At 48.1% G+C, this 15,035-nt stretch carries 13 protein-coding genes; 3 read left to right on the top strand and 10 right to left on the bottom strand.

Annotation, left to right across the window (positions count from 1 at the left end; all coding sequences use genetic code 11):
* From VIM72_RS12390 to VIM72_RS12365, 6 genes are all read right to left on the bottom strand, one after another.
* The coding region (locus tag VIM72_RS12390) for an alpha/beta fold hydrolase (RefSeq protein WP_332003146.1) at positions 1-526 on the bottom strand (526 nt) is incomplete at its 3' end.
* Between the two features lie 62 nt (positions 527-588).
* Positions 589-1,167, bottom strand: a complete 579-nt coding sequence (locus tag VIM72_RS12385; protein ID WP_332003145.1) for a hypothetical protein — start codon at positions 1,165-1,167, stop codon at positions 589-591.
* 10 nt (positions 1,168-1,177) lie between these two features.
* Entirely contained in the window at positions 1,178-1,753 is a 576-nt protein-coding gene (locus tag VIM72_RS12380; protein WP_332003144.1) for a cupin domain-containing protein, read from the bottom strand.
* An 11-nt stretch (positions 1,754-1,764) separates the two neighbouring features.
* Positions 1,765-1,989: a 2TM domain-containing protein gene (locus VIM72_RS12375; RefSeq protein WP_332003143.1), complete on the bottom strand. Its 225-nt coding sequence runs from the start codon at positions 1,987-1,989 to the stop codon at positions 1,765-1,767.
* Between the two features lie 210 nt (positions 1,990-2,199).
* Positions 2,200-4,176, bottom strand: coding sequence for a sigma-54 dependent transcriptional regulator (locus tag VIM72_RS12370; protein ID WP_332003142.1), 1,977 nt, complete (start codon positions 4,174-4,176; stop codon positions 2,200-2,202).
* Positions 4,169-6,601: a sensor histidine kinase gene (locus VIM72_RS12365; protein WP_332003141.1), complete on the bottom strand. Its 2,433-nt coding sequence runs from the start codon at positions 6,599-6,601 to the stop codon at positions 4,169-4,171. Before VIM72_RS12365 ends, VIM72_RS12370 begins: the two co-directional genes overlap by 8 nt.
* A 409-nt stretch (positions 6,602-7,010) precedes the next feature.
* On the opposite strand from VIM72_RS12365, the gene VIM72_RS12360 reads away from it, so the two are divergent.
* Together VIM72_RS12360 and VIM72_RS12355 are read left to right on the top strand one after the other, a co-directional pair.
* Positions 7,011-7,508 carry a GNAT family N-acetyltransferase gene (locus VIM72_RS12360; protein WP_332003140.1) on the top strand — a complete coding sequence of 166 codons (498 nt, stop codon included), beginning with the start codon at positions 7,011-7,013 and terminating at the stop codon, positions 7,506-7,508.
* Between the two features lie 5 nt (positions 7,509-7,513).
* Entirely contained in the window at positions 7,514-7,984 is a 471-nt protein-coding gene (locus tag VIM72_RS12355; RefSeq protein ID WP_332003139.1) for a MarR family winged helix-turn-helix transcriptional regulator, read from the top strand.
* Positions 7,985-8,039: 55 nt separating this feature from the next.
* On the opposite strand, the gene VIM72_RS12350 is transcribed toward VIM72_RS12355, so the two are convergent.
* A complete protein-coding gene (locus VIM72_RS12350) occupies positions 8,040-8,651 on the bottom strand; it encodes a hypothetical protein (RefSeq protein WP_332003138.1) in 612 nt (203 codons plus the stop codon).
* 304 nt (positions 8,652-8,955) lie between these two features.
* Between VIM72_RS12350 and VIM72_RS12345 the strand changes: the two genes are divergently transcribed.
* The gene (locus VIM72_RS12345; RefSeq protein ID WP_332003137.1) at positions 8,956-9,372 is read left to right on the top strand and encodes a hypothetical protein; all 417 of its coding nucleotides are present in this window, start codon (positions 8,956-8,958) and stop codon (positions 9,370-9,372) included.
* Here the strand turns inward: VIM72_RS12345 and VIM72_RS12340 are convergent, their stop codons facing one another.
* The 3 genes from VIM72_RS12340 to VIM72_RS12330 form a co-directional block, all read right to left on the bottom strand.
* Positions 9,373-11,262 carry a CocE/NonD family hydrolase gene (locus tag VIM72_RS12340; protein ID WP_332003136.1) on the bottom strand — a complete coding sequence of 630 codons (1,890 nt, stop codon included), beginning with the start codon at positions 11,260-11,262 and terminating at the stop codon, positions 9,373-9,375.
* Between the two features lie 31 nt (positions 11,263-11,293).
* A complete protein-coding gene (locus VIM72_RS12335) occupies positions 11,294-12,766 on the bottom strand; it encodes a RagB/SusD family nutrient uptake outer membrane protein (RefSeq protein WP_332003135.1) in 1,473 nt (490 codons plus the stop codon).
* A 12-nt stretch (positions 12,767-12,778) separates the two neighbouring features.
* Positions 12,779-15,035 (bottom strand): SusC/RagA family TonB-linked outer membrane protein (locus tag VIM72_RS12330; RefSeq protein WP_332003134.1); only part of this gene is annotated, 2,257 nt, incomplete at its 5' end.

The following is a 15,035-nucleotide window of genomic DNA, read 5'->3' as shown; positions in this document are numbered from 1 at the left end:
AAAGCGCTACCAGGCTGTCACGCTTTACATCCAGTGTCAGGTGATCGGCTGATTCAACGATTTGCGGACCAAGTTTGGAATCAGGGTCGGTCATGGCAAGTTCACCCAGGCTTTGCCCGGACGCTGGCAGGAATGCGCCTATGTATACGAGTTTGCTGATCCTGGAAGGAATCTTCTCAGCTACGCTGGTTATAACCATTCCACCCATACTGTGCCCTACCAGGATCACCTTCCCATCTGCTTTCGAAATAGCATCGGCTACCTTATCCCGGTATACATCCAGGCTTAACGTATGCGCCGGCGTCTGATCATTTCCATGCCCGGGAAGTTCCACTACAATTACTTTGTTGCCTTTACTTTCCAGGTCTGACCGTACGGCATTCCATACATACGGCGCCTGCCATGCCCCATGTACCAGCACATAGGTATGGGGTTTTACAGTGGTTGGCTCGTCGCTTTTTGCGCACGATGAGCAGGAGAATACTGTAAATACTGCCGAGAGCAGTAATGAAATTGTTTTTCTCATTTTGATTGAATTAATTGTTTTAGAGAGATGACCTGCTTTGCAGGTGATGTTGGGCCTTTTCTTTAATCAGATGATTCTTCATCGTCCGGGGCGGGAATATCGAATCCATTCAATACCATAGCTATCAGGCAATACCCGCCAATAAGAAAGAAGAGCTCTGCTACACCTGTCTCACCCAGGAGTTTTACTGCCAGCCTGTAAGTAGCATCAGGAATAATATGGCCGCTTACCAGCGTCCGTGCAATATCATGGGCAACGTTTTCCTGATCCTCCAACCCCGATGGGCTACCACCGGATGCAAGCGTTGAGATCACTCCGGCGGGGATACCGGAAACTTCCGCCATAATTTCATGTGCATACAACTCGAAGCGGGCCCCGAAAGCTCCACCTACGGTGAGTATAGCTACTTCGCGTACTGTTTTGGGCAGCGTTGCATGGTGATCCAATGATCGCAGAAAAGTAAGGGCAGGAATACCGAATTGCGGATAATGTAACATCACTGAGAAAGGACCTAAAAGTGCTCCTTCTGCATTGATCATATTTACCTGGCTCTGACTGTGGCCAATCAGCCTGGCAATTTCGTCATGCACATAACGCACTTCAGGGGCAAGTGTGTCTGGCGGTAAAGGTTTGATACGCATAACAGGCATTTCAGTGTAAAGCAAATTCATTGGTAAACTGCCCGTCGATCAGGATAAAAGCCATCCGGCAAATCCTGCCGGAGCGGTTTGCCCAGGCGTGATTTGTTCCGCATTGAATAACTATATCGCCGGCCCGGATAGTCGTTTCTGCACGATCAAGCACCAGTGTTATCTCGCCTTCCAGTACGATCCCGTAATCAATGGTTTGTGTCCGGTGCATTAACGGATGGGGCGCACCTTCTGTGGAAGTGGACGCTTTTTCATCTCCCATGGTTTTGAATTTAGCCGCGGCATCAGCTCCTGTGAGTTTACGTATCTCTTCCCCTTCAGGTGGGAATTCGATAACACGCATCCTCGTTCCTTTCCTGGGTGGCGCTAACACCAGCCCGCTCTCATCCGGTTCTATGGATTGAGGATAAATTAAAACGGGCGTTTCTGATGTATGCCATATCTCGAAAAAGGTTGGGCCTCCGGGGCCACCCACCAATTGGGTGTGAACAGGTGGGGCATCGGAAAGAATGATAGCTTTCCCATCAGCATCATGACCTGTTATTACGCGTCTGAATGTTTTCTGTGACTGATTCATGCTGATTGTTTTTAGTTGTTCCCGGATTTTTTAAAAACAAACACACCGAGGTAATGAAACAGTACGCCTATTGCCCATGCGGGAGTAGACCATAAAGGCCATGGATAGGTGGTGTCGGTTAAGTACCAGACCAGCCAGATAGCCGGAGTGGCCAGGAGGAATACAATCAAATGAATTTTGAATCCCTTTGCTGCCTGGGTGGCTGTAGCTGCAGCCCATTGATTAGAATGTGTCATACGAATAGTTTTGACCAGTGGAAACTATTTGTATGCCATTCAATTGGAATAACAAAAATGAAGCAGCAGGCGTTTCATAATACTTTGAAAATCAGGTTGCCCGCTGCAGAGGGTGGATGTGAAGCAAAAAAAGCCGGAGCAATATACCCCGAAATTATCGGGGCATATCAATGGAAACCCCGAAAATTCCGGGGCATCGTGTTATAAAGGCTATCCGTTTTCCGGTGAATCGATAAAATCCTGTCTTTTAATATTCAGTTTCGCCATTTTTGATTCAAGGGTACTGGGTTTGATGTTTAATAATTCCGCAGCGCCGCCGGCTCCGCGTATACGGCCTTTTGTTTTTTTCAGAAAGGAAGTGATGTATTCCCTTTCTGTTTGCTGCTGGATATGTTTCACCTCTTCAAAGGTATTGACAGCAGTTTGGCCGGTCAGTTCGGGCGATGCCGTACTAAAGCTCCGCATTAATTGTAATTTGGATCTGCCATCGTTGAGCACAACAGATTGCTCCATGATATTTTCAAGCTCACGGATATTTCCCGGCCAGTGATAGGCATACATCTTTTCCATCATCGAATCAGCAATACCATTAAATGGTTTGTTCAATGCGCTGCAAAATTTGTTGGCAAAATATAATACCAGGGCTTCCAGATCGGTTTTCCGCTCACGAAGCGGTGGCAGCGTGAGAGGGAATACATTCAGCCGGTAATACAGGTCGAGCCGGAAATTCCTTTCTGCTATTTCCTTTTCCAGGTTCCTGTTAGTGGCGGCCACTATGCGGACATTTACCTTTACCGGCGTACTGCCGCCCACGTATTCGATCTCCCGTTCCTGCAAAACGCGCAATAATTTCACCTGCATACTAAGTGGCAATTCTCCTATCTCATCTAAAAAAATAGTTCCCCCGTCGGCCAACTCAAATTTCCCCTTTCTTTTTTCAATAGCGCCGGTAAAAGCGCCTTTTTCATGACCAAACAATTCCGACTCTATCAGTGTTGCCGGAATAGCCGCGCAATTCACTTTTATAAACGGGCCATTCTTCCGGGGCGACAACCAGTGGATGGCCTGCGCTACCCCTTCTTTCCCGGTGCCGCTTTCTCCCAGGATCAGCACGGAAGTGTTATAGGGCGCCACCTGCGCAGCCAGATCCAGCGCCGACAGCAATAAATGATGGTTGCCTATAATACTTTTGAACACCTTATTGTCCGCTGCTCCACCCTGCTTCTTTTTTAAAGTAGCCGGCCGGCGAAAAGATGTAATGGAAGATGTTTCAGCATATACGGTTTTACCTGCTACCTCTTCCAGGCACATTTTCAACCGGTTTAACAGGCCGATATGATCTTTGTTATAAACGCCGGCATGCCTGCTGTAAAAGAAATAATGTACAGACAATCCATACCCAAGTGCTATGGGGAATACGAGATAGGATTCCATCCGCAAGCAATCCATCAACTTTCTTTGCAGCAGATTGTTAGTCGCATTTTCCGTTATCCCGTGATTATAAATACCGGCATTACTGTCGCTATCGCTGTTCTCCATGATGCCGGAAATAGCAGCTTTAGATAATCCCGAAATAGCCTCCAGTTCTTTTTCGCCAATAAACTCATACTCATCGAACCCGGTGCGCAGATACCCTGTATCCGTAAACTGTTTTGCATCCATAGGCCTGATCCCGCATGCAATAAAATCAAATGGTATATACGATTGCATCACCTCCGCAATTTTCAGCAATGATTGCCGGGCGTCCAGCGCCTCATTGCTTATTTCTGTGATGCTTTTCTGCAACTGTTCTTCCCGCCTCAATTTTGACTCAAGACTATGCTGATGCAGGTACCAGGCAATTTCCAGCGCCACCAGGAGGTCCTTTTCCCTGACTGGTTTCACCAGGAATCCATAAGGCTCTGTTGTTTTTGCTTCTTCGAGTATTGCCTGGTTAGCGTAGGCCGACAAGTAAATAAAAGGAATATGATCCACCCTTAATTTCCGGGCGATATCAATACCAGATAATTTTCCTTTCAACCTGATATCAAGCAGCACCAGGTCGGGTTTATTTTGTTGAATATACTCCTGCGCTTCCCTTGCCGAAGCAGCAATACCGGTTATGATATAACCAGCTTCCTCCAATATCATCTGCAGATTGTTGGCTACAATAAATTCATCTTCTACGATAAGTATTTTTTTAGTCATACGACTGGTTGTTTAAAGCGCTAAACCGGATTGATATATGCAGGCCTTTGTTACTTTCGATATTAAAATCACCATCTAGTTGCCGGGTAAGACCACGCATCAGGCTAAATCCCAGGGAGCCCCGTTTTGATACGTCAATATCCGGAGGCAGGCCTATGCCATTATCTGATATATTGAGCAGCAAATGATCAGGGTCGCTATATTTCAAACTGATCTTTACAACACCTTTCTGCGGGCTGGGAAAGGCATATTTAATAGCATTTACAACGCCTTCATTTATGATCAGGCCCAGCGGAATGGCTTTTGCTACATCCAGTTTTAACGGGTCAATATCCTGTTCTATGACAGTGCGATTGCCCGTATCAAAACTATCCTGCAGGTAGCTAACCAGTTCATCTATATAGTGAGGCATATCGATGGAAGAAGTATTTTCAGATTGATACAGCTTCTGGTGGATCAGGGAAATGGCCTGTACCCTTCGCTGGCTGTCGTTGATGGCCGTGAGCGCAGCATTGTTCTCTATGTACCTGGATTGGGAATCGAGCAGGCTCATGATGATCTGAAGATTGTTCTTGACCCGGTGATGTATCTCTTTTAATAACCACTCTTTATCAGCAAGCAAATCCTCTAATTGGTTATTCTTTTCGGTGATGATCTTATTGCTCTTTTGCTTTAACCTGTTCTGGCGGTATAATAATACCGCAATGATGGCTACTGCGGCAATACCTGCCAGGGTTAAATTCTTCAGGAGTTTTGATTGTTTTGCCTGTTGATTCAATACATCAATCTGGCTTTCTTTTTCCCGCGTTTCGTAGATGACCTGGAGCTCTTCCGCCTGTCGTATTTTTGCCGCCCTGTAATTGGAATCGAGCAATTTCGTATATTCTTTATAGTGAGATATAACGGATGCTTTATTATCAAGCGCAGAATCGATGGCAATCAGCAACTGGTATGTCCACAAATCATTCATCAACGCGTGATGCCCATAGGAAGGAATTGTAAAATTCTTCCCGATATATTCTTTTGCTTTCCGGTATTGTCCACGTTTTAAAAATATCTCGGCAAAGCGCTGATTCACCGCAGCTCTCCTGAATGGTCCGCGAACAGCTTCCGCGAGGGTTTCAAGCGAATCCATCTTATGAACATGCATCTCAGCTGAGTCCAGTTCATTCAGGTTTACATAGCAGCCGGAAAGCATAGCGTGATAAAAGAACAAATCTGAGATACTTACAGGGGCAGGCACCTCTTTTGAAATATCCGATACATAATGGAGCGCTTCCTTTGCACGGCCTTCCCTGTTCATCTGTTCAATGACAATATTCAGGACATTGTACACGGCCGGGTTACGATCTATGATAAATCGCCTGATGGCTTTTTGCGCCATGTCCAATCCTTCTTCCTGCCTGCCTTCAGAGTCATATAAGATTGCCAGCCTGCCATAGAAAAGCGCCCACCCGATACTGTCGCGGCAATTTTCCGCTACTTTAATTGTCTGATGTGTGTATCGCAATGGCTCACCAAATTTTCCCTGGTACATGGTAACATTGGCCAGCGCCTCTGTACTGTAATGGGTATAAGGGAAGTGAATAGCTTCCTCCAATGAAAGCGCTTTCAGGAAAATATCGTATGCCTTTTGCTGTTGCCCTATGGCGTTGAGTATATACCCCAGGTCTGTCAGTACATTCACCTCATTTTCTATGTCGTCCAGGCGGTGATAGAGATCCGCGGCCTGCTGCAGATCTTCTATCTTTCTTTGAAGCGTGGCTTGCCTGGGCGCTGTGTATATACCACGATAGGCAATTGCCCTGGCTTCCGTTTCTTTATCGCCTGTTTTCCTGCATTGATCTATCAGTAGCTGATAAATGGAATCGCCTTTATTATCGTATCCCTGCAGATATACTTTCCCCAGCAGGCAAAGCGCTATACGATGCAACTTTTCCTCCTTCAGGGCTTTACTTTCTGTTAGGGTTTTATTTAAAAAATATTCAGTACTGTCTTTATACCGGGAATAAGCAGCGGGCTGAAAAGCATAATAAGAGCCAAGCAACAGCAATAACTGCAGGCGTCTTTTACCGGTTGCTTTTGAAAGAAAACGAAGTCCCGTGTTTGGATCGCCCCGGTCGATCCATTTTGATTGCTCCCGCAATTTTTTATCCTCAAATCCCTCTGCCAGTATAGAGCACCTGCTCAGGCCAAGATAACGGCTGGCGATCAGCAAACAACTGTCCTGGTCTGTCATTGCTTCCTTGGCAATATAGAGATAGGTAGCGCTAAGCCACAAATTCAGCCGTTGCCAGGATGCTTTATCCTGATCCGGCGGATAGTAGGAATAGGTGGGGATCTCCGGCTTTGCCGTTGATGGGGATTGAGCGCTGGCAGGTACCAGAAAGCAGAATAGTATACCAATTAGAACCGCCCTTGACATGGCTTTATTTTTAAGAGTGGCCCGCCAACCGGAATGGCTGGCCAGAACATAGTGCCTCTAATTTAGCAAATTCAATGATGATTTTTCATTTTGCCATTTATGTGATCCCCGCGGGATTCGAACCCGCATTCCCCTTCCAGGGCAGTATGGCTGTAAATACGCTTCCCTACTCCCCTTCCGGTTTTCGGTGCAACTGTAAATTCTGATCATTGCAGAGCGCATCCGCAACGATATGTATCCATACACTCCACGGCGACGTAATTTTTCCGCAGCTTTATCCATTTTAAGCCAGAGGATCATTGTTTTACAAAAATGCATACCTATCTGCGCAATACACCTGCGTAGTTAAAAGAAAAAATATTTTTATTTATGTAGTCAACTACGTAGTTTTGTACTAAAACAATCCAAGATGACCACTAAGCATAACATCAGGCCGATTCACAACGAATATTGCCAGGAGATAATCGACATCATCCTGCCCATACAGCAAAAGGAATTCAATGTGCCGGTTACTATTGACGACCAGCCGGACCTGTTTGATATAGAAACCAATTACCACAATACCGGCGGCGGGTTCTGGGGAGGCTTTGTAAACGGGAAACTGGCAGGCACCATTGCACTTATTAATATCGGGCATAACGCGGGCGCTATCCGGAAAATGTTTGTGAAAAAGGAATACCGGGGAAAAGACACGGGCATTGGCCAGCAACTGCTGGAAGAACTGATTGACTACTGCAGGTCTGCAGGCATAAAAGACCTTTACCTCGGCACGGTCGATAAACTGGCCGCTGCCCGCCGCTTCTATGAGCGCAACCATTTTAAAGAAATAAAAAAAACGGATTTACCGTCGTATTTTCCCCTGATGAATGCAGATAATGTATTTTACCACTTACAGCTTAACGATTGATTAGTATGACAAATGTGATCGATGAATCAGGGATACTGGCTATTTCCACAAGGCTGCAGCGACTCAGCGACCAGCTGCGGAAAGACGGCCTCCAGATCTATAAGGCCAATGGAATCGACTTTGAGCCTAAATGGTTTCCTGTGGTGTATACCCTGCACCTGAAGCCAGTGCTCAGCGTGGTGGAAATTGCCGGGGAAATAGGGTACTCCCACCCTTCTACTATCAGCCTGCTGAAAGAACTGGAAAAGCAAAAGCTGATCCGCTCTAAAAAGGACAAAGCCGATGAAAGGAAAAGGCTTATCCAGCTCACCGAAAAAGGGAAAGCCCTGATCAGCGATATGCAGCCTGTCTGGAATAAGATGATAATAGCCCTTACGGCGCTAACAGATACAAAAAATAACCTGATGAAGGCAATTGAAGAAGTGGAGCAACAAATGAAATCCTTTGGTTTTTTTGAAAGGGCGCAACAACTTTAAGCTGGCCGGTACCCCGAAAATTAAAACACCGGTGGCCAGGCGTAATAACTACATCTCAGGCCAGCAACCCGTTTACCAGCGCCTTCCATTGCAATTTGGATATACCGATCGCGCCGGTAGAGCCTACCACGGCATTCCGGATCTTATCTCCCAGGTCGGCAGCCTGTGTATTTGGCACCTCATTACGTCCGTAAACAGTGGCAGTTATTTCCGCATGATCGCGTACCAGTACAAAGGAACTGCTGGCTTCCTTGCGCAGGAAATGCGCAATACCGGCGCTTTTCTGAACCGGGTGCTCGGATGGCCTGGCCCTGATAAAGAATACTTCCTGGTGCTCGTTGAGCGGCACATGCTCCTTCTGCTCAATCTTTACCCAATCAAACCCCTTCCCGGCATTATTACCCGGTCCGGGGATATCAATCCTTATATACATACCGGTTTCCGCCTGGCCTTCCGCCGGTTTCCCGGCCAGGTCGGTCAGCTGGAAGCCCGCCGAAATGCTCCCGCTGAGCGTGGCCCACTGATTCACATCCAGCAGGCGCGCCATAGCGGTCTTGAAAAAGTCGCGCGCCGCCGCCTCATGTACCAGTGCTTTCGTTTCTGAAGTAGTGGTAGCTTCGCCTGTATACTGCGCCGGAATAAATGGCGCTGCAATATTATCTCCCATACCTTGAAATTTTCCGGTAAAATATTCTGTAAAGATTGCGATAAAAAACTTGTGCCAATTTTATATTACACCTACCTTTGTGGTATAAAAGTATGGACTTTGTATTCCGGGCCTGGTAATTCCATCGTTCAAAACGATGCAATAAGGAAGCTCCGATCTGCCTTCCACCACTTTTGACCATATACTCTTCGTCAGAGCGCCATTCCCACAACTGTCAACACGCTGGTAATTGTAAACTGCACCTTGCTACAGCTTTGCCTGTATGCGGGGAAGAACAATTTGTTGATGTTTAAAGATACGGAATATGAATAGTATATACTCCCTTATAGTGAGCTGTTTTCTATACCTCGCCTGCAGCAACGCAAAGCCGAATCAAACAAACGGCAAGATCACCGGCCGTTGGCTGCCTGTTAAATCGGTCATGAGTTGTGTTGAAGACGGTAAAAAGACCTTTGAAAAAACAGACAGCAGTTTCAGCGAAATGGATCTGATGGTATTCAAAGAAAATGGCGTACTGGAAGACGGCGGCCAGCGTTACGAAGCATACACCATTGACCTGAAAACAAAAGAGCTCACCCTCCAGGAAGCCAACGGCGACGGCATCACCTTTAAAATAAAGACCATGAACCCCGAAGAACTGGTGATCATCCGGGAAGATGAGGAGATCTTTAAAAGAACCAAAAGACAGATGAAACTGGAAATCTACTTCCGCCGCATCTGATTATTTCAGTACCGGCAAAATAATCCGGGAAGGATGCGCTTCGTCATGATAAATACGGATGGTCTCCTTCACAAAATCTTTCTCCGTTGCTTCGTAAATATTGATAAACTGCTGCGGATTGCGGTCTGCCAAAGGAAACCAGCTACTTTGCACCTGGATCATCAACCGGTGCCCTTTCTGAAAGGTATGCGCTACATCAGGTAACTGGAATTTTACCTGCTCTACTTTGCCCGGTGTAAATGGCGCCGGCTTTTCAAAACTCCGCCGGAAGCGCCCGCGGAAAATGTCGCCGCGCACCAGCATCTGGTATCCCCCTAACGGGTACGGCCCTCCGGCATCACGGGTTTTGTTGAGCGGAGGCGTATTGGGATAGCGGAAATCATCCGGGAACACATCTATCACCTTCACCACAAAATCAGCATCACTACCGGTAATGCTTACACGAAGATCTGCAGTAACCGGACCGGCAATGGTAAGATCTTCTGTGAGCGTATCTGTTTCAAAGGTCAGCACATCGGTACGCCGGGAAGCAAAACGCTGGTCATCGGTCATGTAATCCCTGGTACGGATATAATGTACCTCCTGTGTGTAGGGCACCGGGTGGGCCGGATCGCTTACGTATTCACTAAAGCCGGTATTCCCCTTCTTCCAGGATAACGAACCGTTCCCCTGGAAAAAGATCTCCTTCTCCTCTGCCAGCGGCGGCCACCTGTCAAACCTGCGCCACTGGTTTTCCCCGCTGAAAAAGATGCTTGCTTCGGCAAGCTCTTTCAGGTCGCCTTTCCCTTTGAGATAGTAATTAAAGAAGGGCAGCTCAATATGCTCCTGGTACCAGGTAGCTGTATTACTTCCAAACTGCACATTCCCCAGGTGCGTACCATCAGTGGAAGCCCATTGCCCGTGATACCAGGGACCCATTACCAGTTTATTGAAGTGCGTAGCGGGGTTTTGCTGTTCTATTGCCTTATATAAATTCCATGCGCCATAACAATCTTCTGCATCAAACAACCCGCCTACCACCAGTACAGCAGGCTTTATCTGTGCTACATAATTCCGTGGATCGCGTTCCTTCCACCAGTCGTCATACTGCGGATGCGCTATCAGCTCTTTCCAGAAGGCCAGGCTATCGCCGGTAAGCCGGGTGAAATTCCGGATGGTGCCTATCTTCAGGAAAGTGTTGTAGTTATCGGCACAGGGCAGCTTCAACGCCTGTACCGGCGCTACTGAAACAGGGGCCGGATGCGGATAACCAAAGCCTTTTGTATAAAAGCTGAAGCAATCCATCAGGAAAAAAGCGCCATTGTGATGAAAGTCGTCCCCATGGAACCAGTCGGTAACCGGCGCCTGCGGGCTCACGGCCTTCAATGCGGGATGCCCGCTCAAAGCGGCCATGGTGGTATAAAAGCCGGGATAGGAAATCCCCAGCACACCCACCTTCCCGTTGTTGCCGGGTACATTTGCCAGTAACCAGTCGATGGTATCATACGTATCACTGGCCTCATCTGTAGCAGTGCCCTGTTTCGCCGGGTTAAAAGGCCGGATGTCTTTAAACTGCCCCTCGCTCATCCAGCGGCCGCGCACATCCTGCACTACGATAATATATCCCTCTTCCGCATACCTTTTCAGGTAGGTATTCCAGAGGGCGGGCGTTAGCTCCTCCGGGCCATAAGGGCCGGCAGAATACGGCGTGCGTGTCATCAAAACAGGATGCCTTTCGCTGCTGTCTTTCGGGATATAGATAGCCGTAAATAAACGCACGCCGTCACGCATACGGATCTGTTGCTCTTCTTTGTAATAGTGCACCTTTACCCATGCGGAATCCCCTACATGCGAGGCCCTGGCCGTGAGCGCAGTTAATGCTCCCAGCAACATAAAAATAAATCGCTTCATCCTTCACTCTTTTAGTTCAAACCATCTGCCATCAAGGATTCTGAGGAAAGTTGGCCGGATCATTATGAATATCTATCTCACTCTGAGGTATAGGAAATAATAGCCGCGCCGGTGTAAGCGCCGGTGTAGTAAGATTATACTCGTTCTTCAGGTGGGCCTGCATAATGGCAAGCCCTTTTGAATAACGCACCAGGTCAAACCAGCGGTTATTTTCAAAGGCCAGCTCTACTCTTCTTTCCGCAAAAACAGCATCACGGAAACTGCCCTGGTCGGGCAACTCCGCCGGTGTTTTGTCTTTCAGCCCGGCGCGGCGCCTTACCTGGTTAAGGAAGCCAAAGGCGGTGTTATCGCCGGTGGCGCCACTGTATCCCTGCTCGTTCAGCGCTTCTGCCTGCAGCAATAAAACATCCGCATACCGCAATACAGGGAAGCTGCTGCCTCCATCGCCGGTAGCGCCCGGAGGATCCAGGTATTTCTTTACATAATTCCCTGATTGCGTGGTGGTGGCATTCTTGTAGGACACGGTATCCAGCGATGCGATCAGCCTTTTGTCACCAGGTTCATAAGCGGCTACCAGGTCGTGCGTAGGCCGGTTATTATTAGATCCCCCATAGGCTACACCGTTATAGTAAAAGGAGAACGGCACCATATCGGTGAAATAGTAGTTCCCTTCAGAAGGATTCAGCCCCTTTTTAAAACGGATGGTAAACAACACTTCTGCATTCAGCCCTGCAGCCGGGTTATACAAAGCTGCATAATCAGGCAACAGCGTGTATCCGTTCACGTTTTTCAGCGCCGCGGTAGCTGCGCTCCACTTCTTTTCTGTCACATACACCTTTCCCAGCAAACCGTTGGCGCTACCGGCAGTAACCCGCCCATAGTCGTTCACATTGGTATATACAGCGGGAAGCAATGTGGCGGCAGATTGCAGGTCTTTTTCTATCTGCGCATATACTTCGGTAATGTCGTTCCGCTTATCATTCAGCGATTCGCTGGTGGTTTCCACCCGGGTTACCAGTGGCACTTTTCCATACAGCCGTACCAGGTCGAAATACACAAATGCCCGCAGGAACAAAGCCTCGCCCCTGAACTGCTTTTTGGAAGAATCCGGGATGGCTGCGGCATCCACCTGGTCAAGCACCGCGTTGGCGCGGGAAATGGTAAGATAGGCGCCTGCGTACACATCGGTGAGGAAGGGGTTGGTAGTGGTTTCTGTGAACAGGTCTATCTGTGAAGCCACACCACCCAATGCGCCGCGATCCAGGATATCTGTATTATCACTTCTTACTTCCATCAGGTAGTAGGCCGATTTGCCATAGCTGCGGGTGTTCTGCAAACCATCATAAATGGCATTTACTCCCTGCTGGAAATCGCTGGTGGTTTTAAAGAAGGTAGCCGTTGTCTGATTGGATACCGGCGGAAGATTGATAAAATTCTTGCTGCAGGAAGCCATTGCTGTTAACAGCCACAAACCTGCTATTGTTTTTATATAATTCAGCTGCATAAGTTCCTGTTTTTAAAATGAAAGATTAATACCTGCGGTGAATGTTCTTGGCAACGGGTAGGTACCATAGTCCTCCCCTTGCGATAACGGCGCATCGGGCCGGGCATTCACTTCGGGGTTATAACCGGTGTAATCGGTCCAGGTATAAATATTCTGGCCAGACAGGTACACCCGCAGGCCCTGGATCTTATTATTAAACAGCTGCCGGTTAAATGTATAGCCGACAGTTAAATTACGCAAACGCACATACGAACCGTCTTCCACGAAGAAGGAACTGGGTTGTGTACTGTTACCGGTAGTAACCCTGTTGGGTCGCATGGTATTGCCATCGCCAGGTGCTGCGGCCGATTTCCAGTAGCCGGTTTCTTCAATCATCTGGTTGGCGTTGCCTTCACTGTTGTACAGGAAACGGCGTTGCAGGTTCATCACCTTATTGCCATTCGTAGCCTGCAGTGATACCGTAAGGTCAAATCCTTTATAATGGAATTCATTGGTAAGCCCCCAGATGAATTTGGGAAAATAACTCCCGATATCAGTCCTGTCGGCGGCGTCAATTTTTTTATCGCCTGTTACATCAATAAATCTGCGGTCGCCTGGTTTGGTGCTGGCATAATGCGGATAGGCATCTATTTCTGCCTGGTCCTTAAACACGCCGCCGTTTACATACCCATAGTAGCTGCCAATGGGCGAGCCTACTTTGGTGATGTACAGCTGCGAGATAGTTCCGTTACCGCCATCAGAAATGATGGGTGCATTATTGGCGCCGAGTTGCAGCACTTCATTTTTGTTGGAAGAAATATTAAAGCTGGTGTTCCAGGTAAAAGGACCGGTGAAATTGCGGGTGGTTAAACCGAATTCCACGCCGGAGTTGCGCACCTTACCGATATTTTTCAATGCTTTACCAAAGCCGGAGCTGAGCGGTACCGGTACTTCCAGCAACAGGTTGGACGTAGTGGCACGGTAGTAATCGGCGCTGAGGTAAATCCTGTTGGCCAGCAATCCTATATCCAGTCCTGCGTTCAGCTGTACTGTTTTTTCCCAGGTAAGGTCCGGGTTGGCCGGTTGTGCCAGCCCAACTCCATTCACGGCAGTACCGCTGCCGTTGCCCAGTACATAACCATTGGAAGCCAGCAGGTCGTACGCGGCATAATTGGCGATCTGGAAGTTGCCGGATGTGCCATAGCTTACCCTGGCTTTCAGTTCAGAGATAGCTTTTACTTTAAAGAATGATTCGTTGCTGATGAGCCATCCGCCTGATACCGCGGGGAAATACCCCCATTTGTTGTTGGCGCCGAAACGGGAAGATCCGTCGCTGCGGATACTGGCCGACACAAAGTATTTATCGGCGAAGTTGTAGTTGATCCTTCCCAGGTAGGAAAGCAGCGACCATTGCGATTCGGTGGAGGTGCCGCTGGTAATGGTAGCTGCGTTCAGCGTTTGTACGGCATCGTTAGGGAAACCGGTGCCATAGGTTTCATTGGCCTTCGTAGTATTCTTTTGCGAAGTATACCCCGCTAATACATCGAAGTGGTGCTTATCACTGAGGTTAAACTGGTAGCTCAGGGTATTCTCCCAGAGCCAGTTCACAGACAATGCCGTTTGGGCCGATCCCTTTGGAATAGTGGGCGCTGCCTGCTGGATAGGCCGGTAACTTCCGAGTGTAGAAGGACGGAAATAGTTCCGGCTGAAATGATTGATATCTGTACCAAAGAAGGTTTTAAATTTCAGTCCTTTGATGATTTCATACTCCGCCCAGGCGCTGCCGAGGTTGCGCACATGATCCAGCTTATCCTTGATCTGTGTGGCCAGCGCTACGGGGTTCTCGCCACCGGAGTAGCCATAGGCCCATACATTCTGGCGGTTGGTGGCCAGCGACCCGTCGGGGTTGTACACCGGGAATACCGGCGATGCTTTCAGGGCATTGCTAAGGATCCCGTCAAACGTCCACGGCCCTTCACTGTTGATCAGGTCATAATGATCAAAGGTAGGGTTAACGGTAACGCCTATCTTTAAACGGGAAGTAAGCGCTGCGTTGAAGTTGGCTCTCAACCCGTAACGCTTATAGCCTGAGCCCAGGATGATTCCCTGCTGATCCAGATAGTTACCGGAAATGTAGTACTGGAATTTATCGCTGCCACCGGAAGCGGATAAAGTATGCTGCTGGATAGGCGCTGTTCTGAAAAGGGCATCCTGCCAGTCGGTGTTGGTAAGACCAGCATCTCCCGCCAGATAAGGCAATATTTCAGGCGCTATCTGGAAATTGGAATTT

The organism is Chitinophaga sp. (assembly GCF_036569185.1).
Taxonomy (GTDB): Bacteria; Bacteroidota; Bacteroidia; order Chitinophagales; family Chitinophagaceae; genus Chitinophaga.
The sequence above is the reverse complement of the archived record's forward strand: the minus strand, read 5'-3'. Positions and strand labels throughout refer to the sequence as shown.

What these genes read in the sequence shown, in the direction of transcription:
- VIM72_RS12355 (WP_332003139.1), top strand. Translation starts at nt 7,514, where the DNA reads ATGACAAATGTGATCGATGAATCAGGGATACTGGCTATTTCCACAAGG.
- VIM72_RS12350 (WP_332003138.1), bottom strand. Translation starts at nt 8,651, where the DNA reads ATGGGAGATAATATTGCAGCGCCATTTATTCCGGCGCAGTATACAGGC.
- VIM72_RS12360 (WP_332003140.1), top strand. Translation starts at nt 7,011, where the DNA reads ATGACCACTAAGCATAACATCAGGCCGATTCACAACGAATATTGCCAG.
- VIM72_RS12380 (WP_332003144.1), bottom strand. Translation starts at nt 1,753, where the DNA reads ATGAATCAGTCACAGAAAACATTCAGACGCGTAATAACAGGTCATGAT.
- VIM72_RS12365 (WP_332003141.1), bottom strand. Translation starts at nt 6,601, where the DNA reads ATGTCAAGGGCGGTTCTAATTGGTATACTATTCTGCTTTCTGGTACCT.
- VIM72_RS12375 (WP_332003143.1), bottom strand. Translation starts at nt 1,989, where the DNA reads ATGACACATTCTAATCAATGGGCTGCAGCTACAGCCACCCAGGCAGCA.
- VIM72_RS12370 (WP_332003142.1), bottom strand. Translation starts at nt 4,176, where the DNA reads ATGACTAAAAAAATACTTATCGTAGAAGATGAATTTATTGTAGCCAAC.
- VIM72_RS12340 (WP_332003136.1), bottom strand. Translation starts at nt 11,262, where the DNA reads ATGAAGCGATTTATTTTTATGTTGCTGGGAGCATTAACTGCGCTCACG.
- VIM72_RS12335 (WP_332003135.1), bottom strand. Translation starts at nt 12,766, where the DNA reads ATGCAGCTGAATTATATAAAAACAATAGCAGGTTTGTGGCTGTTAACA.
- VIM72_RS12385 (WP_332003145.1), bottom strand. Translation starts at nt 1,167, where the DNA reads ATGCGTATCAAACCTTTACCGCCAGACACACTTGCCCCTGAAGTGCGT.
- VIM72_RS12345 (WP_332003137.1), top strand. Translation starts at nt 8,956, where the DNA reads ATGAATAGTATATACTCCCTTATAGTGAGCTGTTTTCTATACCTCGCC.